The following is a 21,084-nucleotide window of genomic DNA, read 5'->3' as shown; positions in this document are numbered from 1 at the left end:
TCCGTCTTCGCGCTTTACCTAGATAACGGTAGGCGTTGACAGAGCTGGCATCAAGGGGAGTTTTTCAACGGAATAGGTCGTTTGCGGACAATCAAGACACCTCATAGGATTTTTACGTTCACAAAATGTTATGCCGAACCGACGATCGGCAGCTTCTCAATCCGGACCTTCGCTGACCCAAGCCTGCGGCAGAGCGATTTTTCTGTTCTGCCGTTCCACATGTATGATCTACAAACTCGGCCATGAGCCTTGCAATGTTTGCCCATGAGTGCGGAGGCAAGTCACCCGACATGGTGGCAACTCTGCGAGCATCGGGCCGATGAAACGTGTGGGAAGCAACGATGAGAAGCATTTTATCTGTCTGTTCAACAGCAGGGCTGATAGCTGCGTGCGCGCTGTCTCTTGTAGCCTGCTCGACACCAAAAGTTCAGCCAACGAAAGCTGGTGGGGGCTATTACCTCAACGATGGTCCACCAAAAGGTATAACGCAGGCGCAGATTGATGCAGTCAAGGAGCCAGTACCCAGGGCAGAGCGGTTTGTCACTGGTACGCTCAAGCCGTATGTTGCTATGGGAAATAGCTACCGGCCGATGAACAAGTTAATGCCCTACCACGCGCGTGGCGTGGCAAGCTGGTACGGAACCCGTTACCACGGTTTGCCGACGGCGAGTGGGGAACTCTACGACGTGATGAAGCTCACCGCTGCGCATCCGACCCTCCCCATCCCCTCTTATGTCAGGGTTACCAACGTCGAGAACGGTCAAACGCTGGTCGTTCGCGTGAACGACCGCGGTCCGTTTCTCTATGACAGAATCATCGATCTATCATACGTAGCCGCAGCCAAGCTCGGCTATGCGGCGAAAGGAAGGGCGCTGGTCGAGATCGACCTGATCCTGCCATAAAGGCTCTGTACATGTTGAGACACATAGGTCGGCTATTCGCCAATAGCGGACTTTCAGCGCGTTGACATCAGTGGTGCAATCTTTCACCGGCAGACATGTACTCAATCCTATTTTTTCTCGTTTTTTTGATCGGTTTCGCAGGAATCGTTACCAGTCGTGTCAGGGACTTGGCGCGCGGCCACGAAGACGGCATCCTGCCGTGTATCGATGAGGAATTCCGAGCACTTGTCGTCAACAGCACGGTTCCGAATCTGCGCTTCGATGGGCGCACTGCCGAGATAGTGGACGAGCACCAAGAGCATTCTGACGAAGGAAGCGATGCCTCCACATTGGTGAGGGTCCAACGATTTGCGCGGAACGAGTACGGGGAATACTTTTTCTTTATCTCTGAAGGCGACGGCCAGCCTTACCTCAAGCATGTGTCACATACTAATGCCAGGATCGCCTTAGGCAAAAAGTACATTGAGCCCACGGCTTCTATTGACGGCTGAGAACGCTCAACAAAACCTGTTGGCCCGCTGCAGGCCATGTATTGCTGGCGGTGCGACTGCTTCGCGTGAGCAACGGACGAGTGTGATAGTTCGAGACTTTTTGACGGTCGGCAACCTGCTATGCTGAGTCAAACGGCCGAGTTCGGCCAAGACCGGACCTTACCCCGGACAAAAATTAGTGCTAAGAAGCTCAGCAATGAAGTAGTTTGGTGGGACGCGGCAGAACGCGGCTTACTAAACCGCCACACATTCACAACTCATCGATTTGTGCTCATGAACATTTTTCAGCGATTTGTCGTCGGCTTGACCGCTTGCTTGGCCGCGCCTTGTTTTGCCGGTCCACTTGTCGATTCTCAGATGGGGCAAATGCTCAATTTGAAGGAAGCGCACAAGATCTCTTTGCTCGACATGCACGGCAAGCCCGTGACCGAGGAAGAGTTTATGGCGTTACCGGGCTCCTTTCAGGTTGAAAAGCACAAGAACGCGGACGGCACCGTCGATGTGGTGCTGCGCCGGAACGATCCGAACGAAAAGCCGAAGTCGCCTGCCACGCCGGTCGCGCTCAAGGTGGGCGATACGCTGCCGGAGTTCGCATTGAAGGGGCTGGACGGCCAGGTCGTCGACAGCAAGAGCTTGCATGGGCGCTACAGCGTTCTGAGCTTCTACTTCGCGGAGTGCGGGCCTTGCATCCATGAGGTGCCGCAGTTAAACGCACTGGCCAAGGCGCATCCGGACATGGGCTTTTTTGCGCTGACCTTTGACAGCGTGGGCGATGCCAAGGCGTTTGTGGAGAAGCGCAAACTGGAATGGCCCGTGCTTGCAGATGCCGATATCTACATCAAGACCCTGAAGGTGCGGTCGTACCCGCTGCTGCTAGTGGTCGGGCCAGACGCTAAAGTGGTGGCGGTGCGCAGCGGGTTGAACGAGCACGCGCCGCAGATTCTGGCCTGGGTAGACGAGGTGCTGGAGAAGACGAAGTAAGCCAATCGGCTCTGGTGTAAAAGAATGCACAGACGGATTGGCGCCATGGCCATGCAGATCTTCCCGAAGACTCTTGGCCGCTTATAGCAGCCGCTCGACCGGACAGTTCATCGCCAGCATGCGCTCCAGCGGCGGCGTCGTGCGCAACCGTTCGCGCCACCACTTCAGCGCCGCGCCTTCCTCGCCGGTGCGCCAGGCCATGAACAGGGTTTCGTCCGGCCGCGGCTCCTCGACCTCTTTCGCCACCAGGCGCCCGGCCTCGATCGCGGGACGGGCCCAGGGCTCCGGCAGGAAGCCGAAGCCGAGACCGGCCACCTGGAAGTCGTATTTGGTCTGCATGTCGGGGACCGTGAGCGTGTCCTGGCCGAACAGCAGGCCCACGGTACGCGCCTGCAGCAGGCGCACCGAGTCCGCCACCGAGATGGCGCGGTGCTCGCTCAGCTCGGCCTTGCCGAGGCGGTGCTTTACCTTGGCCAGCGGGTGCGAGGGCGCGACCACGAACACGAAGGACATGTTCCCGAGCGGCTCGGCGGTGTAGCCGCCACCGGAGGGACCTTCGCCGGCCGCGCCGGCCAGGAAGTCGACGCGGCGGTCCAGCAGGCTTTCCCAGGTGCCCGACAGGGCTTCCTTGACGATGCGCAGGCGGGTCTGGTCGGCCACTTCATAGAAGGCGCGGATATCGTCCTGCAGCCCGAGCGGGGAGAGCGCCGAGTCGACGCCGATGGTGAATTCGGTCTCCCAGCCGGAGGCGACGCGCCGCACGCGGCTTTCGAGGTCGCCGGCCGCCTTCAGCAGGTAGCGGCCTTCCTTCAGCAGCTCTTCGCCGGCGGCGGTGAGCACCACGCGCGGGCCGAAGCGCTCGAACAGCTGCACGCCGAGGTCTTCCTCGAGCTTGGAAACGGTATAGGAAATCGTCGACGGCACCCGGAACAGTTCCTTGGCGGCGGCGGAGAAACTGCCGCGCCGGGCGATGGTATCGACCGTGAGCAGTGCATCGAGGCTGATTCTTAGCATGTAACTATTTTACAATAGCGGCATGCTCATTCAAATCGCCCCCAATCTCTGGCACATGGAACGCGGCTTCAAGGTCGCCGGCCTGGCCGTCGCCTCGCGCATGACCGTGGTCCGTTTCGAAGACGGCCGGCTGTGGATTCACTCGCCGGTGCGCTTCAGCGACGCCGTGGCCGAACAGCTGCGCAGCCTTGGCCAGGTCGCCTGGATCGTCGCCCCGAACCGCGCTCACCACCTGTTCGCGAAACACGCCCAGCGCATGTTCCCGCATGCCGCCTTGTACGGCGCGCCGGGTGTGGCCGCCAAGCGCCCGGACCTGGAAGGGCTGATCGAGCTGGGCGACGCCGTCCCGCCCGAGTGGCAGCACGACCTCGACCAGGCCATCATCCGCGGCATCCCCTTCGTGAACGAGGTGGTGTGGTTCCACAAGGCTTCGCAAACCCTGATCATGACCGACGTGCTGCAATGCTGGTGCGGGAAGCTGCCGTGGAATACCTCGCTGTACGCGCGTCTGACCGGGGTGCGCTCGCACCTGGACGTGCCGCGCACGGTGCGCCTCGTCACGCGCGACAAGGCGCTGGCGGCGGGCAGCGCGCGCGTGATCCTGCAGTGGCCCTTCACGCGCGTGATCACGGCGCACAATTCGATCGTCGAGCACGAGGCGCATGCCTTGGTGGCGCGGGCGTTCAGCCGCTTCGGATATGAGCCGGCGTCCGAAAGGAAAGCTTGAGGGACGGTGCTCCGGCCGGCTTCATTTCGCTTTTTGACGAATAAAAGTGCCGAAGCAGGTGTTGGTATCTTCTTCCGCGCACATCATGAATTTCTCGCCGGATGGGACAAACAAAATAAAGTTGGTTGCCACATGGCCCACCGGCGTGGTCCCGCCCATGCAGTCCGGTTTTCCATTGTCCTTGACGATCTTGTCGACCAGCTTGTAGAAGCCGCTCTTGCCTGGGCTTGCGGAAATCGCGAACTCATTCTCTGAGGTTTCCTCGCCGGCCCAGACTTGAAAGGTCCCATTGGGTTTGACGCGACGGAGTTCATGACAATTAGTGCCTGCTACCTCGACGCGCCATTCTCCGACCAGCGGGTGATGAGAAGGAATCGGTGTACGTTTGAAGCCTTGCGAGAAGGCTGGACCTGAGCAGACGAGGGAAAGAGCGGCAACAGCCATGAAGGCCGCGACGAAGCGAGACATGGTGTCCTTTGAAAGTGCAGTAGGGGATCGGAGAACGCGTATGTTCGCTTAGCCCGGCGGTTTCGGCAACTGCCCATCGGCGCTCCTGGCTTCGGGGGGCATGGCCCAGGTGTAAAGCCTGTCCAGAGAGAGGAGGCTGCGGTATCCTTGTCGGAATTTCATTCACAAGGAAACGCATGCTCCCGTCCGTCCGGTCCATGCGCGCAGCCAGCCTGGCTGCCGCAATCTTCGTTGGTAGCGTCCCCTTCACGATCGTCCACGCCGCGCCGGCAGCTACCGCGGCGCAGGCCTCGGAAAAGAAGGTCGACCAGATCGCCGCCAGGTTCTACGACGCCCGCGCGAAATACGATCCGCTCCTCTACGCCACCGCCAACGGCGACAGCCGCTACGACGACCAGATCGGCATGGCGATCGACCCGAAGGTGCGCAAGCGCTACCTGGCTGCGAATCACGCTTTCCTCAAGCAGCTGAAGGTGGTCGACCGCGCGCGGCTCGACGCCAAGGCGCAGCTGAACTACGACATCCTGGCCGCAGAGATCCAGGCCCAGCTCGACCTCGAACGCTTCCCCGAGCACCTGCTGCCGCTGAACCACTTCGACAACGTGCCGAGCAACCTGGCCAATTACGCCAGCGGCACCGGCTCGCAGCCGCTGGAGACGCCGGCGCAGCAGCGCGCCTACCTGCACCGCCTGCAGCAGCTGCCGGCCTGGATCGACCAGGCCATCGTCAACATGAAAGAGGGCATGCGGACCGGCGTGGTGCAGCCGAAGATCGTCACGACGAGGATGCTGCCGCAGTTCCAGCAGCTGCGCAGCAGCGACCCTCAGGCCAGCGTGTTCTATTCGCCGGCCAAGCGTCTGCCCGCGGCCTTCAAGGACAAGAACAAGCGCGAACTCGAAGACGGCTATCGCCAGGCCGCGGTGAAGATCGACCAGGCCCTTGCGCGCCTGTGCGCCTTCCTCGAAAAGGATTATTTACCTGCAGGCCGCAGCACGGCCGGCTATGGCGCGCTGCCGGACGGCGCCGCCTGGTACCAGGCCCGCATCAGGAACAACACCAACCTCGATACGCCGCCGGCGCAGATCCACGAACTGGGCCTGAAGGAAGTCGCGCGCATCCAGGGCGAGATGGCGAAGCTGGCGCCCAAGCTAGGCTACGACGGGCCCTTGAAAGGCTTCCCGCAGTGGGTCGCCGCCCAGCAGAAATTCAAGCCCTTCACCAGCGAGCAGCAGGTGCTGGAGCGCTACCGCCAGATCTACGCGCAGGTGGATGCCAAGCTGCCGCAGTATTTTAGTTTGCTGCCGAAGGCGAAGCTCGACATCCAGCTCGAACCCGAGCTGACCCGCGCCACCGCCTCCGACCACTACACGCCGGTGGCGGCGGACGGTTCGCATCCGGGCGTGTTCTGGGCCGTGGTCAACGATCCGAAGGAGTACGACACGGTGGGCATGGCCACGCTGCTGCTGCACGAAGGCGTGCCGGGCCACCACTTCCACGCCGCGCTGCTGAAGGAGCTGCCGCTGCCGGACTTCCGCAAGTTCTTCACCGAGCACCCGAGCGCCGCTGCCTACACCGAGGGCTGGGCTTTATATTGCGAGACTCTGGGCCGCGAGTTCGGTTTCTATGACGATCCCGCCTACTACTACGGCCACCTGAACGACGAGCTGCTGCGCGCGGTGCGCCTGGTGGTCGATACCGGCATGCACGCGCAGGGCTGGTCGCGCGAGAAGGCGATCGCCTATGCGATGGAAAACCTCGGCTACAGCGAGGCGCGCGCCGCCAACCAGATCGAGCGCTACATGGTGTGGCCGGGCCAGGCGCTGGCCTACAAGACCGGCGCGCTGAAGATCCTCGAACTGCGCGCCAAGGCCCAGCAGGCGCTGGGGCCGAAGTTCAGCTACGCGAAGTTCCACGAGGTGGTGCTGGGCGACGGCACGCTGCCGCTGCCCATCCTCGAGGCGCAGGTGAACCGCTGGATCGAGAGCGCCAAGTAAATCAGGTCGGCTGTTCGGCGGGCGGCACGGCGTAGCGGCGCGCCACCGCGTTGCCCAGCGGGCGCAGCGTAAAGCCGAGTATGAAGGCGCAGTTGGCCGAGCCCGGGAACAGGCCGGCCAGCCCCACCGCCAGCAGGGCGATCACGCCCAGGCCGCCCAGGCGCGTGCAAATGGCCATATAGGTCGCGTCGTCCATCGGGTGCGCGCACAGCTGCGGGTTGCGGTGAATGTAGCGCGCCACCAGCAGCGAGCCAAGGCCGATCAGAATCATCACGCCCGAGTACACGCCCTGCGCCAGCTGCGAGAAGAAGTGGCCATTGACGGCGGAGGCGAAGGGCAGCAGGCTGGCCCCGCCCAGCATCAGGATGGTGCGCCATACCAGGCCGCCGTCCACATGCCGCACATGGCTGTAGACGCGGTGGTTGCCGACCCAGAAGATCCCCAGCACGATGAAGCTGACCAGCCAGGAGTACAGGTTGGGCAGCAGTTCCGCCAGGGCCTCGCGCAGCTCGGCGTCGCTGCTGATGTGCAGGTGCTCGGGCAGGCGCAGGTCGATCACGAGCAGGGTCATGGCGACGGCGAAGATGCCGTCGACCAGTGCTTCGATGCGGTGCTTGCTGAGTTGCGGCGTGCCGGTGGAGGTGGTGTGGTCCATGCGCTGTCTGGATGTTAGTGAATTGCCAATTCTCGCTTGGCTTCGCCCTCAAGGCAAGCCCCCTGGCGGGTAAAGCGTGAGGTGAACTTCTCCAGCACCAGCGCCAGGCCGTAGCACAGCAGCAGCACCGGCAGGTAAACCGTAAAGGTCCAGGCCTGCTCCTTGCCGAGGAAAGCGCGGTACAGGCCGACGGCGGCCAGCACCACGAACATGTGCGACAAATACAGCTCGTAGCTCAGGCTGCCCATGCGCGCCAGCCAGCGCAAGCCCGCGCGCGGCGCCGGCGGGTGCGCATGGAAGGCGACCAGCATGAAGGCTGCGCCCAGCACCAGTCCAACCATCACCGATTTGAAAAGATGGCGGTGCACCAGCTCGCCCCAGCCCAGCACCATCAGGATGCAGAAGGCGCCGAAGATCGCCATGGCACGGGCGTCGCGCCGCGTCGGGCGCCAGCGCTGGGCCAGCAGGGCGGCCAGCACGCCCCAGGCGATCGCCGCCATCCCGGGCAGATAGGCTTTCTCCCACCAGACTTCGTCGGCGGCAGGCACCAGGTTGCGCAGCGGGTTCAGGAGCAGCGCCCACACGACCAGCAAGCCAATCAGCAGCCGCCGCGGCAGCCACAGGCAGAGCAGCGGGAAGCCGAGATAAAACACTTCCTCGATCGACAACGACCACAGGACGTCCCAGCCGGCCGGCGCCCAGCCGGTGCGGCCTTCGTACCAGTTGAAGGTGAAGCTGAGCGCGGAACCCAGCAGGCCGGCCAGGCTTTGCTGGTCGCCGTCCGGCGCGAAACCGGTAACGCCGAACAGGGCCAGCACCGACAGCGCGGCCAGCGTGAGCAGCAGCAGCGGCAGGATGCGCAGCGCGCGGGCGCGGTAGAAGCGGCGCAGGTTCACGCGATCGAGGCCGCCATCGCGCTCGACGATGCGGGTCGCGATCAGGAAGCCGGAGATGACGAAGAAGATGAAGACCGCCTCGTAGCCATTAAAGCTGATGGCGTTCAGCAGGCGCTTCGGCAGCCAGTCCTTTAGCAGGCTCGGGCCCAGCGGCAGGCGGAAGGGCAGGGCCAGGTGGTGCACGACCACGAGCAGGATGGCGAGGCCGCGCAGGCAGTCGATGCCGAAGTTGCGGGAGGAAGGCGCAGGTGGGGGCAGAGGCGAGGTCATCCGTCCATGGTAGCGCCACACCGGCCGCGAGGAAAGGGTATTGACAGGCGCCAGCCGGTCGCCTTTGTATTATCGAAAAAATCGATGATAGGCGGTCAAATAACTCGTTTTTCTTCCGTTCCCAGGGCGTCCATAATGAACTCCATCGACAACCCACACCTGAAGGAGAACACCATGAACACCACCAAACTCTATCCCGCCGGCCGCGCGCTCGTCGGTTCCCTGTTCGTCATCTCGGGCATCAACAAGATCCTCGCCTTTTCCTATGTCGCCGGCTGGATGGGCAGCCTGGGACTGCCGTTTGCCAGCCTGCTGCTGGCGGCGGCCATCGCCCTCGAAGTCGGCGGCGGCCTGGCCCTGGTGACGGGCTTCCAGGCGCGCTGGGCCAGTCTCGGACTTGCCCTGTTCCTGGTGCCGGTCACGCTGATCTTCCACGGCTTCTGGAGCGCTCCCGCCGCCGAGCTGCAGAACCAGCTGAACCACTTCCTGAAAAACGTGGCGATCCTGGGTGCGATGCTGGTGATTTTCGACATCGAACGCCAGCGCGTGCAAGCCAAAGCCGGCGCCACCGTCCTGCGCGCCCGCACGGCCTGAGATAGCATCACGTACAATCGCTCAAGAACAGGGAGACCATCATGGAAGTGACGACCCACCGCGGCCAGGGGCCGCTGCAGCAGGTAATCGAGATCGGGCGGCACCGGCTCCTGACCGACGTGGCGCCGGAATTCGGCGGCGAGGACAGCGGCCCCGAACCGCACGACCTGCTGGCGGCGGCGCTGGCGGCCTGCACCACCCTGACGGTCAACCTGTACGCCAAACGCAAGGGCTGGCAGCTGGACGAAGTGCAGGTAAGCATCCGCCACGGCCAGGAAGGCGCGGCCTACGCCCTGCACCGCAGCATCCGCTACGTCGGCGCCTTGAGCGAAGAAGAGAAGCAGCGTTTGACGGACATCGCCAACAAGTGCCCGGTCCACAAGACCCTGTCCGGGCAGATCCAGATCACCACGGAGGCTCAGTAACATGGAACTCAACATGGACAACAATGCGCACGACGAAGAAAGCATGCTGGAAACCATCGTGGTGCCGCGCACCCATGACCTGGGCGGCGGCTTCGAAGTCAGGCGCGCGCTGCCGCACAAGGACCGCCGCATGGTCGGTCCCTTCGTCTTCCTCGACCAGATGGGCCCCCACGTGTTCAACGCCGGCACCGGCATCGACGTCCGCCCGCACCCGCACATCGGCCTGTCCACCGTGACCTATCTGCTGGAGGGCGAGATCTCGCACCGCGACAGCCTCGGCACCGTGCAGGACATCCGTCCCGGCGCGGTCAACTGGATGACGGCCGGGAAGGGCATCGTCCACTCCGAGCGCACCGGCCCGCTGGTGCGTGCGAATGGCTCGACCCTGCATGGCCTGCAATGCTGGGTGGCGCTGCCGAAGGCCAAGGAAGAGAAGGACCCGAGCTTCTCGCACATCGCCGCGGACGAATTGCCGGTGCTGGAAGGCGAGGGCGCCACCGCCCGCATCATCGCCGGCGAATACTTCGGCAAGCGCGCTCCGGTGCCGGTCGAGTCGCCGATGTTCTACGTCGACCTGGCGCTGCAGCCGGGCGCGCGCCTGCCGATGCCGGCGGAGTACGGAGAGCAGGCGATCTACGTGGTGGAGGGCACGCTGGACCTCGGCCGCGACGGCCGCTTCGGCCCCGGCCAGCTGCTGGTGCTGAAGCCCGGCGCGGCGGTGACGCTGGCGGCGGCGAACGGCGCCGGCGCCCGCGTGATGCTGCTGGGCGGCGAGCCGATGGACGGTCCGCGCTACCTGACCTGGAACTTCGTTTCCAGCTCGGCCGAGCGCATCGAGCAGGCCAAGGAAGACTGGCGCGAGATGCGCTTCCCGAAGGTGCCGGGCGAGACCGAGTTCATCCCGCTGCCCGATACCCTGGGCCGGCCGGTGCGTTATCCCTGAGCCTGCGCGGCAGACGGCTGGCCCGAGGCGTGCGCCCTGAGATAGGCGGCGCAATCGCCGGGGCTCAGCGGTTTGCTGTAATAAAAGCCCTGGATCTGGTCGCAGCCCGCCTTGCGCAGGCCGTCCAGCTGCTCCTGCAGTTCGACGCCTTCGGCAATGACTTCCAGGCGCAGGCTGTGCGCCATGGCGACGATGGCTTCGACCATCGCCATCGAATCTTCGCTTTCGTGCATGTCCTGCACGAAGGAGCGGTCGATCTTTAGTTTGTCGACAGGCAAGCGCTTCAGGTAGCTGAGGCTGGAATAGCCGGTGCCGAAATCGTCGATGCTGATGGTGCAGCCGAGATCGCGCAGGCGTCCCATCAGGTCGGCGCTGCGCTCGGGGCATTGCACCGACATGCTTTCGGTGAGCTCCAGTTCGAGGTCGCCCGGCGCCAGCCCGGCGTCGCGCACCACGGTGGCCACGCAGCCGACGATGTCGGTGCGGTGGAATTGGCGCGCCGACAGGTTGACCGCCACCGGCACGGTGGGCACGCCGTCGGCGCGCCAGGCGCGGCACTGGTCGACGGCGCTTTTCAGCACCCACTCGCCGATCTCCACGATCAGCCCGGCCTCTTCGGCCACCGGGATGAACTCCACCGGCGAAATCAGGCCGTGTTGCGGATGGCGCCAGCGCAGCAGCACCTCCAGCCCGGCCACCGAATCGTCCTTCAGCGCGATCTTCGGCTGGTACATCAGGAACAGTTCCTTGTGGTCGAGGGCGGCGCGCAGCTGGCTTTCCATGGCCAGCTTGCGGTTGAAGGCGTTTTTCAGCTCCTCGGTGAAGTGCTGGATCTGGCCGCCGCCCATCAGCTTGGCGCGCCGGCTTGCCAGGGCTGCGTTGTTCATCAGGACCTCGGCGCTGTCGCCGTCCTGCGGATAGATCGCGTAGCCGATGCTGCAGGTGAGGGGGAAGGCGCCGCCGCCCGCGGTCTTGAACTCGCGGTGCACCGCCTGCATGATCTGGCGCAGGCGGTCGCGCGCCACGCTGTCGTCGCCGAGGCCGGGCAGCAGCACCACGAATTCGTCGTTGCCGACCCGCGCCAGCAGGTCTTCCGGCCGCAGCACGCTCTGCAGGCTCCAGGTGATCGATACCAGGGCCTGGTCGCCGGCGTGGTGGCCGAGGGCTTCGTTGAGGCGCTTGAACTTGTCCAGGTTGAGCGAGGCGACCAGGGTCTGGGTGCCTTCCTTGCGCCATTTCTCGAGGCCTTCGCCGATGGTGCGCACCAGGGCCTGGCGGTTCGACAGCCCGGTCAACTGGTCGTGGTTCAGCAGGAACTCGACCTGGCCGGCGGCCGCGCTCAGCTCCGGGTTGGCGGCGTCCAGCAGCACGTGCGAGTACAAGGCCTGGGCCGCGGTGGCCAGCTGGCGGTGGTGGATCAGCTGTTCGACCATGCGCGCGAGGTCGCGCAGCAGGTCGAGCTCCTCGCCGCTGAGCTGGCGCGGTTCGCGGTCGATCACGCACAGGGTGCCGATCGCCATCCGGTCGACCGAATACAGGGGCACGCCCACATAGAAGCGCACGTGCGCCTCCCCGGTCACCATCGGGTTGCCGCAGAAGCGCGGGTCGCGGGTGGCGTCGGTCACGATCAGCGGCTCGTGCTCGAGGATCGCGTGGCCGCAGAAGGAGATCTCGCGCGCCGTCTCGGTGCCTTCGAAGCCGCAGCGCGACTTGAACCACTGGACATCCTTGTCGACCAGCGAAACCAGGGCGGTGGGCGCGTTCAGCAGCCGCGCGGCCATGCGCGTGATGCGGTCGAAGGCTTCTTCGGGGGCGCTGCCGAGCAGGCGGGTGGCGTGCAGGGCGGTCAGGCGGCGCGCTTCGTCGACGGGGATGTCTGGAATTTGCATTGGGCCTCGCGTTGTGAATCCTGTGCTTTGCGGCCCATTCTGCCATGGCGCAGCGAACTGGAGCAGAGGCAAGGGTGCGACGGCAGCACATTTGACTTTATCGTGCGCGCCTGCTTGCGATAACATTCGTGACGATGCCCTGCGCGGCAATGGGATGGAGAAGGACATGAAAGCAATCGTAACCGGCCATACCAAGGGCCTGGGCGCTGCCCTGGCCCGTAATCTGCTGGCGCGCGGGGTGCCGGTGCTGGGCCTCGCCCGCACCCGCTCCGACGGACTGGCGCAATCCTGGCCCGACCTGTTCGAGGAGGTGGAACTGGACCTGGCGGACGGCCCCGCGCTGGTCGACTGGCTCGACGGCAATGCGCTGACCGACTACCTGGACGGCACCGGCGCCGTGCTTCTGCTCAACAATGCGGGGATGCTGGCCCCGGTCGGGCCCCTCGAGGCGCAGGATCCGCGCGCGGTACTACGCGCCGTGACCCTGAACGTGGCTGCGCCGATGGCGCTGGCGGCGGCCGTGGTGCGCGCCAGCGACGGCGGGCAAAAGCGCATCATGCACATCTCCAGCGGCGCCGGGCGCCATCCGTATCCCGGCTGGAGCGTCTACTGCGCCACCAAGGCGGCGCTCGACCACCATGCGCGCGCGGTGGTGCTGGACGGCGGCCAGGACGTGCAGATCTGCAGCCTGGCCCCGGGCACGATCGACACCGGCATGCAGGCCGAGATCCGTGCCGCGCCGGAAGAGAACTTCCCGATGCGCCAGCGCTTCGTCGACCTGAAGGAGACCGGCAGCCTGGTCGACCCGGACGAATGCGCCGAGCAGCTGGTCGACTACCTGCTCGGCAAGTCCTTCGGCGATGAGGTGGTGGCCGACCTGAGGACTTTAGGCGCTTAAAGGCGCCGGCGGAATCTGCAGGCCGCGCGCCACGGCCGGCCGCGCTACAAAAGCCTGCACCACGCGGGCCACGTTCTTGAAGTCCTCGTAGCCCACCAGCTCGCCGGCTCCATAGAAACCGACCAGGTTGTTCACCCAGGGGAAGGTCGCGATGTCGGCGATCGTGTATTCCTCGCCCATGATCCAGTCGCGGCCCTCGAGGTGCTTGTCGAGCACCGCCAGCAGGCGCTTCGATTCGGCCACGTAGCGGTCGCGCGGGCGCTTGTCTTCGTAATCCTTGCCGGCGAATTTGTGGAAGAAGCCGAGCTGGCCGAACATCGGGCCCAGGCCGCCCATCTGGAACATCAGCCACTGGATGGTCTGGTAGCGCAGAGCCGGGTCGGCCGGCAGCAGCTTGCCGGTCTTTTCGGCCAGGTAGATCAGGATCGCGCCCGATTCCCACAGCGGCAGCGGCTTGCCGCCGGGGCCGTCCGGGTCGATGATGGCCGGGATCTTGTTGTTCGGGTTCAGCGACAGGAACTCGGGCGACAGCTGGTCGTTCTTGTCGAAGGCGACGCGGTGCACTTCGTAGGGCAGGGCGATCTCTTCCAGCATGATCGCGGCCTTCACGCCGTTGGGCGTGGGCAGGGAATACAGCTGCAGGCGCTCGGGCTGCTGCGCGGGCCACTTGCGGGTGATAGCGAATTGGCTCAGGTCGGACATCGGAGGCTCCCTAGTGGTGGTTGGTCGGTGTTGATTGTACTCAAGATACGTTTTCAGCGTGGGTGGGACTATCCATGAATGGACGAGCTACTGCGCTACTACGAGGAAGAGTTGGGCCTGTTCGGACAGTTCGCGCGCGAGTTCCGCGCCCGTTATCCGAAGCCGGCCGGCGAGCTGCACCTGGCGGGTGAAACCTACGAAGACCCGAGCGTGGCCCGGCTGATCCAGTCGGTGGCGCTGATGAGCGCGCGCATCCGCAAGCGCCTCGACGACGACTACCCGAAGTTCACCGAATCGCTACTGGAAAGCCTGTATCCGCACTACCTGCGGCCCATGCCCTCGCACACCATCGTGCAGGTGGGCGGCCACGGCGACGCCGAGCTGCCGGATGCCCCCGTGCTGCTGCCGCGCGGGACCATGCTGCGCACCAGCGCCCGCCACGACAGCGTGATCCTGTTCCGCACCGTCTACCACGTGCTGCTGGCGCCGCTGCGCGTGGCCCAGGTCCAGTTCGCGCCGCTGGCCAGGGCCCCGCGCTCGCTGCGCCTGCCGCGCGGCGCCGCCAGCGCCATCGGCATCACGCTGGCCACGCCGGGGCCACGCCCGCTGGGCGAGGTGCTGCCGGCGCGCCTGCGCCTGTTCGTCGACGGCGAAGCCTCCATGCGCGCGGCCCTCATCGATGCGCTGTTCCTGCGCGGCGCCTGCGCCTTCGTCCAGGCCGGCGGCGAGGCCGCCTGGCTGCCGCTGCCCTCGGTGCCGCTGTCGCTGGCCGGCTTCGAGGAAGAGGATGCGATGATCCCGTTCCCGGCGCGCGCCCATCCGGCGCTGCGCCTGCTGAGCGAATACTTCTGCTATCCCGAGAAGTTCCACTTCATCGACCTCGACACCGCCGCCCTGCGCGCGCTGCTGCCACCGCGCTGCACCAGCTTCACCCTGCACGTGGTGCTGAACGGACTGCCCGTCGACGCCGCCGCCGCGCGCCTGCTGGCCGGACTCAAGGCGAGCAACCTGCTGCTGTCCTGCACGCCGGCGATCAACCTGTTCCCGAAAGCCGGCGCGCCGCTGCAGCTGTCCCATACCAGCGCCGACTATCCGCTGCTGGCCGACGGCGCCCACGCCGCCGACTACGAGATCCACAGCGTCGACGCGGTGCGCCTGGTGCGCGAAGGGCCCCACGCAAGCGTGGGGCGATCGAGCAGCGTCACCCGCTTCGCGCCGCTGTACGCCGCAAATGGCGGCGGCGAACAGGGCGGCAATCACTACTGGGTCACGCGGCGCGACCATGCGGTGGCCGCCGTCAGCCCCGGCCACGAGATGCGCATCGCCCTGATCGACGCCGACTTCCACACCACCGACAGCGCTGGCGCCACCCTGTCGACCATGCTGACCTGCACGAATCGCGACCTGCCGGCCCAGCTGCGCTACGGCGATCCGCAGGGCGACCTGCGCACCGATGAACTCTCGGGCGTGGCGCCGATCCGCATGCTGCGCAAACCCAGCCCCAGCTACCGCTTCGGCAGCGCGCGCGGCGCGCACTGGCGTCTGATCTCGCACCTGTCGCTCAGCCACACCAGCCTGACCATGGCCGGCCTCGACGACTTCCGCAAGATGCTGGCGCTGTACGACCTGCCGCATTCGCCGGCCGCGCAGCGCCTGATCGCCGGCATCCAGGGCCTCGAGCACGGCGCCGTGCGGGCCTGGGTGCGGACCGCGCCGGTGTCGACCCTGATGCCCGGGATCGGCATCCGCATGACGGTGGACGAAGAAGCCTTCGCCGGCGGCAGCCTGTTCGTGTTCGCCCGGGTGCTCGACCATTATTTTGCGCTGAACGGACAGCTGAACTGCTTCACGCGGCTGCAGGTCGTGTCGCGCCAGACCGGTCAGGAGCTTCTTGCATGCGAACCCCGTCACAGCAGCCGCCCGCTGGCCTGATCGAGCGGCTGCTGGCCGAGCCGCAGCGCTTCGAATTCTTCCAGGCGGTGCGGCTGCTGCTGTTGTGGCTGGGCGAGCAGGGTGTGCCGCCGCGCCGCGCGCTGGAACATCACCTGCGCTTCCATAACAGCCTGGCGCTGGCCTTTCCGGCCGGGCAGGTGGAGGCGATCGCGCCTGGCACATCGCCCGACGGTCTGCCGCCGCAATTCCACCTGACCCCCACCTTCATGGGCCTGCTGGGAGCCCATGGCGCGATGCCGGGGCACGTGACCGAGCGCATCGCCGCCTGGGAAGCGACGCAGCCGGACGCCGAGCTGGCCGAAGCGCCGCGTGCCTTCCTCGACATCTTCACCACGCGCATGCTGGCCTTGTTCTATGGCGCGTGGCGCAAGTACCGGGTCGAGCATGCCGTGAGCGGGCCAGACGGCGGCGATGGCTTCATGCCGCTGCTGCTGGCGCTGGCCGGTTTCGCGCCGGAGTCGCCGCACGAGGCCGTCGACGACGCCACGCTGGCGCGCTATGCCGGGGTGCTCAGGCAGCGCCCGGCCTCCGCGGTGGTCCTGGCCCGGGTGCTGACGCATCACTTCGGCGTGCCGATCGCGCTGGAGGAGGGCATCGGCTTCTGGGATGCGCTGGCGTTTGAGGAGCAGTCCAGGCTGGGCGGCGCTGCCGGCCGTCCCGGCGGTCATCCCGGCGCGATTCTGGGCCAGGCCGCGGTACTGGGCGAGCGCTGCTGGCGCCCGGACCTGCGCGTGCGCGTGCGCATCGGGCCGCTGCGCCGCGCCCAGTTCGAGCGCTTCCTGCCGCACGCGGACGGGGCGCGCGCCCTGCGCACCATGCTCGGCCTGTTTGCCGCGCCGACCCTCAGCTACGAGGTGGTGCTGGTATTGGCGCGCAGCGAACTGCGGCCCGTGCGCCTGGCCGGCGGTCCGCAACGGCTGGGCCGCGACAGCTTCCTGATCACTGGGCCGACGGCCGGCGACCGCGCCGACATGGTCTACGACCTGCGGCCGATGACACCGCTGCCGCCATCCTCCGCACCCTTCGACATCGGCGCTTGACCTTCCCATCGTGGGAAGGATTATCCTGTCGTTACTGACAGGAGCAAGCGATGAATACCAAGGATTCCACTGCCGGGCTGCAGCTCGCGGTACAAGGCATGACCTGCGCGTCCTGCGTGGCACGCGTCGAAAAGGCATTGAAGAAGGTCCCGGGCGTCTCGGACGCCAGCGTCAACCTGGCCACCGAACAGGCGACGGTGCACGGCGCGGCGCTGGACCCGGATGCGATTGTCGCCGCCGTGGCGCAGGCCGGCTACGAGGCGGAGCCCATCCAGCGCGGCCAGCCGCGCGCCGCGCCGCAGGCATCCCGGCTGCCGTCCTGGTGGCCGGTGGCGGCCGCCGCCATCCTCAGCCTGCCGCTGGTGCTGCCGATGTTCGGCCAGCTGTTCGGCACGGATGCGGCCCACGATGCGATGCTGCCGGGCTGGATCCAGCTGCTGCTGGCGACCCCGGTCCAGTTCTGGCTGGGCGCGCGCTTCTACCGCGCCGGCTGGAAGGCGCTGCGCGCCGGGTCCGGGAACATGGACCTGCTGGTGGCGATCGGCACCTCGGCGGCCTACGGCTTGTCCGTGGCCCAGCTCCTGATGGCGCATGAGGGCGACAGGCTGCCGCACCTGTATTTCGAATCCTCGGCGGTGGTGATCACCCTGGTGCTGCTCGGGAAGTGGCTGGAAGGCCGGGCCAAACACCAGACCGTGGAGGCGATCCGCGCGCTCGAATCCCTGCGCCCCGAGTCCGCCCTGGTAAGGCGGGACGGCCGTGACCTCGAGCTGGCGGTGGCGGATTTGCGCGCCGGCGACCTGATCGTGGTCAGACCGGGCGAGCGCGTGCCCGCCGACGGCCGCGTGACGGAGGGCAGCAGCCACCTGGACGAATCCCTGCTGACCGGCGAAAGCCTGCCGGTGGCGCGCAGCGTCGGGGAGCTTGTGCTGGGCGGCGCCGTGAACGGCGAGGGCCTGCTGCTGGTGGAAGCCACCAAGGTCGGCGCGGACACCATGCTGGCCCAGATCATCCGCATGGTCGAGGACGCGCAGGCGGTCAAGGCGCCGATCCAGCGCCTGGTCGACCGCGTGAGCGCCGTATTCGTGCCGGCGGTGCTGCTGATCTCCGTGCTCACGTTGCTCGGCTGGGGCCTGGCCACCGGCGACTGGCAGCAGGCGCTGTTGAACGCGGTGGCGGTGCAGGTGATCGCCTGCCCCTGCGCGCTGGGCCTGGCGACGCCGACCGGCATCATGGTCGGCACCGGCGTGGCGGCGCGCCACGGTATCCTGATCAAGGACGCGGAAGCGCTGGAGACGGCGCACGCAGTCCGCACCGTGGTGTTCGACAAGACCGGCACGCTCACCGAGGGCAAGCCGCGCGTGGTGGCGGTCGAGGGCGGCGATTCCATGCTGGCGCTGGCCTGGGCCGTACAGCAGTACAGCGAGCACCCGCTGGCGAAGGCGGTTACGCAGGCGGCCCGGGAACGCGGCCTGTCTCTGCCGGCAGCGAGCGACGCCGCCGCCTTGCCGGGCCGCGGCGTACGTGCGCGGGTCGGGGCGGCGACCGTGTATCTTGGCAATCGGCGCCTGATGCAGGAGATCGGCGCCGCGGCGGATGCCTGGGAAGCGGCGGCGCGCCGGCACGAGCTCGATGGCCGCACCGTGTCCTGGCTGGCCGTGGAAGAGGGCGGCGTGCTGCGGGTCGAGGGCCTGGTGGCCTTCGGCGACCGCCTGAAGCCGACCAGCGCGGCGGCAGTGGCCCGCCTGGAAGCGATGGGCGTGGACACCGTCATGCTGACCGGCGACAACCGCGGTGCGGCGGCGCTGGTGGCGCGCGAGCTGGGCCTGGAACGTTACGTCGCCGAGGTGCCGCCGGCTGACAAGGCCGCTACCGTGCGCGAATTGATGCGCGACGCCGGCAGGGGCAAGGTGGCGATGGTCGGCGACGGCATCAACGACGCCCCGGCCCTGGCCGCGGCCGACGTCGGCATCGCCATGGCCGGCGGCACCGACGTCGCCATGCACACGGCCGGCATCACGCTGATGCGCGGCGACCCGCTGCTGGTGGCGGACGCCATCGCGATCTCGCACCGCACCTACAGCAAGATCCGCCAGAACCTGGGCTGGGCCTTCGTTTACAACGTGGTCGGCATCCCGGTCGCGGCGCTGGGCCTGCTCAATCCCGTGCTGGCCGGCGCAGCGATGGCGCTCAGCTCGGTGAGCGTGGTGACGAATGCATTGCTGCTGCGGCGCTGGGCGCCGGCGGCACCAAAGATTTCAACTTTTTCAACCGAAGGAGAAAACAAGATGTATGAATTGACCGTGGAAGACATGACCTGCAAACACTGCGTGGGCCGCGTGACCAAGGCCGTGCAGGATATCGACCAGCAGGCGAAAGTCGATATCGACCTGCCGACCAAGAAGGTGAAGATCGACAGTTCCGCCGACCTGGACCGGATTGCGAAGGCGATCGACGAGGCCGGGTATCCGGTCAGTGCACGGGCCTGAGGGGGATACGCGGCCGGATCGACCGGTGCGGCAGCAATTCTCCAAACATGTAGAATTGCCAAGAATGCCAAATAAACAACCCGGAACATGAAAGGCGCGCACATGGCAAAGACCGACCTGTCGAACTACAACCTTGCCGAGCTCAAGGGCCTGCAATTCGATATCGAGAAGGAGATCAAGTCCCGCCAGCAGGACGAGGTCAAGAAGGCGCGCGAGCAGATTCTCGCGATTGCCCAGGACGTGGGCGTGCCGGTGTCGGCCCTGCTCACGGCCGCCGGCGCTGCAAAGAAGGGCGGCGCGAAAAAGGGCGATGCGCAGCCGGGCCAGGCGCGCTTCCGCAACCCGGCCGACGCATCCCAGACCTGGACCGGCCGCGGACGCCAGCCCAGGTGGATCGCCGAGGCGCTCACCAAAGGCAAGTCGCTGGACGACTTCCGGATCTAGGCCTGTCCGGCTGTCCCGTAGCGCCCGTCACCGATGGCGGGCGTGGCGTATGATACGGCCTTCGACAAACAAGTATCCCATCCATGAACTTCGAAGACGTAGCGGCAGCGGCAAGCAAGCTGCAGGACGGCGGCACGCCGGTGACAATCGATTCGGTGCGTGACGCCCTCGGCGGCGGCTCGGCCGCCGCCATCTCGCGCCATCTGGCGCAGTGGCGCGCGGAGAACGAAAAGCCGCCCGAGCCGCCCAAGGCAGAACTGCCGCCGAACCTGGTCACCGAACTGGCGCGCTGGGCCCAGCAATTCGCGGAGGAAGCAGGCACCGGCACCCGCGCGGCGCTGGCTCGCCACGAAGAAGAACTGGAAGCGCTGCGCGAAGCCGGCGATGCGCTGGAGGGCGAACGCGACGCCGTGCAGGCGCAGCTCGACGAGACCAGCGCGGCCCGCGACGAAGCCCTGGCCAACCTGGCCGACCGCGACGAAGAGATCGAGCGCCTGAACGCCGAGCTGCGCAACGCCAAGCAGGTCGCCATGGACGCCCTGGTCGGCAAAGCCAAGGACCAGCTGGCGATCGAGGGCAAGGATGCCCAGCTGGCGGACCTGCGCGGGCAGCTGGAAAAGGGCGTGGCGCAGAACGCGACCCTGTCGGATGCGCGCCTGGCCGCGGAAATGGAACTGGTCGGCGCCAGGACGGCGCGCGACAGCCTGGAAGCGGAGAACGCCGACCTGCGCAAGCAGATTGCAGCCTTGCGCAAGAAGGGCTGACGGCCTCCACCATGCGCCTCACGAACCACCTCATCGCATCGTGCGCCCTGCTGGGCGCGGCGGCGTTGTGCCCTGCGCAGGCGGCGCCGGCCTGCCCGGTCCTGCAGGCGCGCTACGTGCTGAAGGCGGATCCGGCCTTCACGGCCGGTTTCGCGAAGTCGGCGCGCGGCAAGGCCGACCTGCTATGGGTGGCATCCGCGAAGACCGGCGAGACCTACTGGTTCATGATGGACATCGGGAATGGCTACACCGAGACCTATCTGTATGCTGCCGAAAATCCCGCCACGACCGGCGGCGAGGTACGCAAGCTGAAACGGGCCGACGACCTGATGTCCATGTCGCTGTACACGATGGACGACAGGCTGGGCGTCAGCTCCGAACCCGCCGCCGGATGGAAGGAAGCGCCGCGCTACCTGTTCGCGCCCACGATGGGAATGAATTTCTATTATTTCAGCAGCGTCTTCGGCCGCTCGGCCAATGACCGGGAAACCATGCCGCGCGCGTTGTTCGAACTGGCGTCCTGCAACGGCCCGGCATGATCTTCC

General features: G+C 66.2%; 21 protein-coding genes. 15 read left to right on the top strand and 6 right to left on the bottom strand.

Translation table 11 applies throughout. The annotated features are described in order from the left end of the window. Positions 1 to 341: 341 nt before the first annotated feature. From AC07PE_RS25540 to AC07PE_RS25530, 3 genes are all read left to right on the top strand, one after another. Positions 342 to 902: a septal ring lytic transglycosylase RlpA family protein gene (locus AC07PE_RS25540; RefSeq protein ID WP_498769846.1), complete on the top strand. Its 561-nt coding sequence runs from the start codon at positions 342 to 344 to the stop codon at positions 900 to 902. Between the two features lie 95 nt (positions 903 to 997). Further along, positions 998 to 1,393 carry a hypothetical protein gene (locus tag AC07PE_RS25535; RefSeq protein WP_498769844.1) on the top strand — a complete coding sequence of 132 codons (396 nt, stop codon included), beginning with the start codon at positions 998 to 1,000 and terminating at the stop codon, positions 1,391 to 1,393. 273 nt (positions 1,394 to 1,666) lie between these two features. Continuing rightward, the gene (locus AC07PE_RS25530; protein ID WP_498769842.1) at positions 1,667 to 2,374 is read left to right on the top strand and encodes a TlpA family protein disulfide reductase; all 708 of its coding nucleotides are present in this window, start codon (positions 1,667 to 1,669) and stop codon (positions 2,372 to 2,374) included. A gap of 81 nt (positions 2,375 to 2,455) precedes the next feature. Here AC07PE_RS25530 and AC07PE_RS25525 read toward each other — a convergent pair whose 3' ends face one another. Further along, positions 2,456 to 3,388 (bottom strand): LysR substrate-binding domain-containing protein, encoded by a 933-nt coding sequence (locus AC07PE_RS25525; protein ID WP_498769840.1) that lies wholly within the window; start codon positions 3,386 to 3,388, stop codon positions 2,456 to 2,458. A gap of 22 nt (positions 3,389 to 3,410) precedes the next feature. On the opposite strand from AC07PE_RS25525, the gene AC07PE_RS25520 reads away from it, so the two are divergent. Next, positions 3,411 to 4,115, top strand: a complete 705-nt coding sequence (locus AC07PE_RS25520) for a DUF4336 domain-containing protein (RefSeq protein ID WP_498769838.1) — start codon at positions 3,411 to 3,413, stop codon at positions 4,113 to 4,115. Positions 4,116 to 4,136: 21 nt separating this feature from the next. Here the strand turns inward: AC07PE_RS25520 and AC07PE_RS25515 are convergent, their stop codons facing one another. After that, on the bottom strand, positions 4,137 to 4,583 hold the full coding sequence (locus AC07PE_RS25515) for a hypothetical protein (RefSeq protein ID WP_498769836.1): 447 nt from the start codon (positions 4,581 to 4,583) through the stop codon (positions 4,137 to 4,139). A 176-nt stretch (positions 4,584 to 4,759) separates the two neighbouring features. Between AC07PE_RS25515 and AC07PE_RS25510 the strand changes: the two genes are divergently transcribed. Further along, on the top strand, positions 4,760 to 6,577 hold the full coding sequence (locus AC07PE_RS25510; protein WP_498769834.1) for a DUF885 domain-containing protein: 1,818 nt from the start codon (positions 4,760 to 4,762) through the stop codon (positions 6,575 to 6,577). Between the two features lies 1 nt (position 6,578). Here AC07PE_RS25510 and AC07PE_RS25505 read toward each other — a convergent pair whose 3' ends face one another. Beyond that, positions 6,579 to 7,232, bottom strand: coding sequence for a TMEM175 family protein (locus AC07PE_RS25505; protein ID WP_498769832.1), 654 nt, complete (start codon positions 7,230 to 7,232; stop codon positions 6,579 to 6,581). Between the two features lie 14 nt (positions 7,233 to 7,246). Continuing rightward, positions 7,247 to 8,398, bottom strand: coding sequence for an acyltransferase family protein (locus AC07PE_RS25500; RefSeq protein ID WP_498769829.1), 1,152 nt, complete (start codon positions 8,396 to 8,398; stop codon positions 7,247 to 7,249). Between the two features lie 174 nt (positions 8,399 to 8,572). Here AC07PE_RS25500 and AC07PE_RS25495 point away from each other — a divergent pair, with 174 nt between their 5' ends. Genes AC07PE_RS25495 through AC07PE_RS25485 form a run of 3 tightly spaced genes read left to right on the top strand, consistent with a single transcriptional unit; the run spans position 8,573 to position 10,360 of the window. Next, a complete protein-coding gene (locus tag AC07PE_RS25495; protein WP_498769827.1) occupies positions 8,573 to 8,992 on the top strand; it encodes a DoxX family protein in 420 nt (139 codons plus the stop codon). Between the two features lie 41 nt (positions 8,993 to 9,033). Further along, on the top strand, positions 9,034 to 9,417 hold the full coding sequence (locus AC07PE_RS25490) for an OsmC family protein (RefSeq protein WP_498769825.1): 384 nt from the start codon (positions 9,034 to 9,036) through the stop codon (positions 9,415 to 9,417). Between the two features lies 1 nt (position 9,418). Continuing rightward, positions 9,419 to 10,360, top strand: a complete 942-nt coding sequence (locus tag AC07PE_RS25485; protein WP_498769823.1) for a pirin family protein — start codon at positions 9,419 to 9,421, stop codon at positions 10,358 to 10,360. Here AC07PE_RS25485 and AC07PE_RS25480 read toward each other — a convergent pair. After that, complete coding sequence (locus AC07PE_RS25480; protein WP_498769821.1) at positions 10,351 to 12,249, bottom strand: putative bifunctional diguanylate cyclase/phosphodiesterase; 1,899 nt, start codon at positions 12,247 to 12,249, stop codon at positions 10,351 to 10,353. The two genes, AC07PE_RS25485 and AC07PE_RS25480, sit on opposite strands and share 10 nt — an antisense overlap. Positions 12,250 to 12,415: 166 nt before the next feature. Here AC07PE_RS25480 and AC07PE_RS25475 point away from each other — a divergent pair, with 166 nt between their 5' ends. After that, positions 12,416 to 13,147 carry an SDR family oxidoreductase gene (locus AC07PE_RS25475; RefSeq protein ID WP_498769819.1) on the top strand — a complete coding sequence of 244 codons (732 nt, stop codon included), beginning with the start codon at positions 12,416 to 12,418 and terminating at the stop codon, positions 13,145 to 13,147. On the opposite strand, the gene AC07PE_RS25470 is transcribed toward AC07PE_RS25475, so the two are convergent. Continuing rightward, positions 13,136 to 13,849: a glutathione binding-like protein gene (locus tag AC07PE_RS25470; protein ID WP_498769817.1), complete on the bottom strand. Its 714-nt coding sequence runs from the start codon at positions 13,847 to 13,849 to the stop codon at positions 13,136 to 13,138. The genes AC07PE_RS25475 and AC07PE_RS25470 overlap by 12 nt on opposite strands. Positions 13,850 to 13,927: 78 nt before the next feature. On the opposite strand from AC07PE_RS25470, the gene tssF reads away from it, so the two are divergent. From tssF to AC07PE_RS25440, 6 genes are all read left to right on the top strand, one after another. Beyond that, positions 13,928 to 15,781, top strand: coding sequence for a type VI secretion system baseplate subunit TssF (gene tssF / locus AC07PE_RS25465; RefSeq protein WP_498769815.1), 1,854 nt, complete (start codon positions 13,928 to 13,930; stop codon positions 15,779 to 15,781). Then, on the top strand, positions 15,745 to 16,842 hold the full coding sequence (tssG, locus tag AC07PE_RS25460; RefSeq protein ID WP_498769813.1) for a type VI secretion system baseplate subunit TssG: 1,098 nt from the start codon (positions 15,745 to 15,747) through the stop codon (positions 16,840 to 16,842). The genes tssF and tssG overlap by 37 nt, the downstream gene beginning before the upstream one ends. A 50-nt stretch (positions 16,843 to 16,892) precedes the next feature. Continuing rightward, a complete protein-coding gene (locus AC07PE_RS25455) occupies positions 16,893 to 19,331 on the top strand; it encodes a heavy metal translocating P-type ATPase (RefSeq protein ID WP_498769811.1) in 2,439 nt (812 codons plus the stop codon). 102 nt (positions 19,332 to 19,433) lie between these two features. Continuing rightward, positions 19,434 to 19,775, top strand: coding sequence for an H-NS histone family protein (locus tag AC07PE_RS25450; RefSeq protein WP_498769809.1), 342 nt, complete (start codon positions 19,434 to 19,436; stop codon positions 19,773 to 19,775). Between the two features lie 83 nt (positions 19,776 to 19,858). Next, positions 19,859 to 20,539: a DNA-binding protein gene (locus tag AC07PE_RS25445; RefSeq protein ID WP_498769807.1), complete on the top strand. Its 681-nt coding sequence runs from the start codon at positions 19,859 to 19,861 to the stop codon at positions 20,537 to 20,539. Positions 20,540 to 20,550: 11 nt separating this feature from the next. Further along, the gene (locus AC07PE_RS25440) at positions 20,551 to 21,078 is read left to right on the top strand and encodes a hypothetical protein (protein WP_498769806.1); all 528 of its coding nucleotides are present in this window, start codon (positions 20,551 to 20,553) and stop codon (positions 21,076 to 21,078) included. The last annotated feature ends 6 nt before the right edge of the window (positions 21,079 to 21,084 follow it).

Source organism: Telluria sp. GW821-FHT07G12 (assembly GCF_059418525.1).
Note: the sequence above shows the minus strand (reverse complement) of the source record. Positions and strands in the feature narration are given on the sequence as shown.

What these genes read in the sequence shown, in the direction of transcription:
- tssG (WP_498769813.1), top strand. Translation starts at nt 15,745, where the DNA reads ATGCGAACCCCGTCACAGCAGCCGCCCGCTGGCCTGATCGAGCGGCTG.
- AC07PE_RS25495 (WP_498769827.1), top strand. Translation starts at nt 8,573, where the DNA reads ATGAACACCACCAAACTCTATCCCGCCGGCCGCGCGCTCGTCGGTTCC.
- AC07PE_RS25540 (WP_498769846.1), top strand. Translation starts at nt 342, where the DNA reads ATGAGAAGCATTTTATCTGTCTGTTCAACAGCAGGGCTGATAGCTGCG.
- AC07PE_RS25515 (WP_498769836.1), bottom strand. Translation starts at nt 4,583, where the DNA reads ATGTCTCGCTTCGTCGCGGCCTTCATGGCTGTTGCCGCTCTTTCCCTC.
- AC07PE_RS25480 (WP_498769821.1), bottom strand. Translation starts at nt 12,249, where the DNA reads ATGCAAATTCCAGACATCCCCGTCGACGAAGCGCGCCGCCTGACCGCC.
- AC07PE_RS25450 (WP_498769809.1), top strand. Translation starts at nt 19,434, where the DNA reads ATGGCAAAGACCGACCTGTCGAACTACAACCTTGCCGAGCTCAAGGGC.
- AC07PE_RS25490 (WP_498769825.1), top strand. Translation starts at nt 9,034, where the DNA reads ATGGAAGTGACGACCCACCGCGGCCAGGGGCCGCTGCAGCAGGTAATC.
- AC07PE_RS25470 (WP_498769817.1), bottom strand. Translation starts at nt 13,849, where the DNA reads ATGTCCGACCTGAGCCAATTCGCTATCACCCGCAAGTGGCCCGCGCAG.
- AC07PE_RS25525 (WP_498769840.1), bottom strand. Translation starts at nt 3,388, where the DNA reads ATGCTAAGAATCAGCCTCGATGCACTGCTCACGGTCGATACCATCGCC.
- AC07PE_RS25520 (WP_498769838.1), top strand. Translation starts at nt 3,411, where the DNA reads ATGCTCATTCAAATCGCCCCCAATCTCTGGCACATGGAACGCGGCTTC.
- AC07PE_RS25475 (WP_498769819.1), top strand. Translation starts at nt 12,416, where the DNA reads ATGAAAGCAATCGTAACCGGCCATACCAAGGGCCTGGGCGCTGCCCTG.
- AC07PE_RS25440 (WP_498769806.1), top strand. Translation starts at nt 20,551, where the DNA reads ATGCGCCTCACGAACCACCTCATCGCATCGTGCGCCCTGCTGGGCGCG.
- AC07PE_RS25455 (WP_498769811.1), top strand. Translation starts at nt 16,893, where the DNA reads ATGAATACCAAGGATTCCACTGCCGGGCTGCAGCTCGCGGTACAAGGC.
- AC07PE_RS25445 (WP_498769807.1), top strand. Translation starts at nt 19,859, where the DNA reads ATGAACTTCGAAGACGTAGCGGCAGCGGCAAGCAAGCTGCAGGACGGC.
- AC07PE_RS25535 (WP_498769844.1), top strand. Translation starts at nt 998, where the DNA reads ATGTACTCAATCCTATTTTTTCTCGTTTTTTTGATCGGTTTCGCAGGA.
- AC07PE_RS25530 (WP_498769842.1), top strand. Translation starts at nt 1,667, where the DNA reads ATGAACATTTTTCAGCGATTTGTCGTCGGCTTGACCGCTTGCTTGGCC.
- tssF (WP_498769815.1), top strand. Translation starts at nt 13,928, where the DNA reads ATGGACGAGCTACTGCGCTACTACGAGGAAGAGTTGGGCCTGTTCGGA.
- AC07PE_RS25505 (WP_498769832.1), bottom strand. Translation starts at nt 7,232, where the DNA reads ATGGACCACACCACCTCCACCGGCACGCCGCAACTCAGCAAGCACCGC.
- AC07PE_RS25485 (WP_498769823.1), top strand. Translation starts at nt 9,419, where the DNA reads ATGGAACTCAACATGGACAACAATGCGCACGACGAAGAAAGCATGCTG.
- AC07PE_RS25510 (WP_498769834.1), top strand. Translation starts at nt 4,760, where the DNA reads ATGCTCCCGTCCGTCCGGTCCATGCGCGCAGCCAGCCTGGCTGCCGCA.
- AC07PE_RS25500 (WP_498769829.1), bottom strand. Translation starts at nt 8,398, where the DNA reads ATGACCTCGCCTCTGCCCCCACCTGCGCCTTCCTCCCGCAACTTCGGC.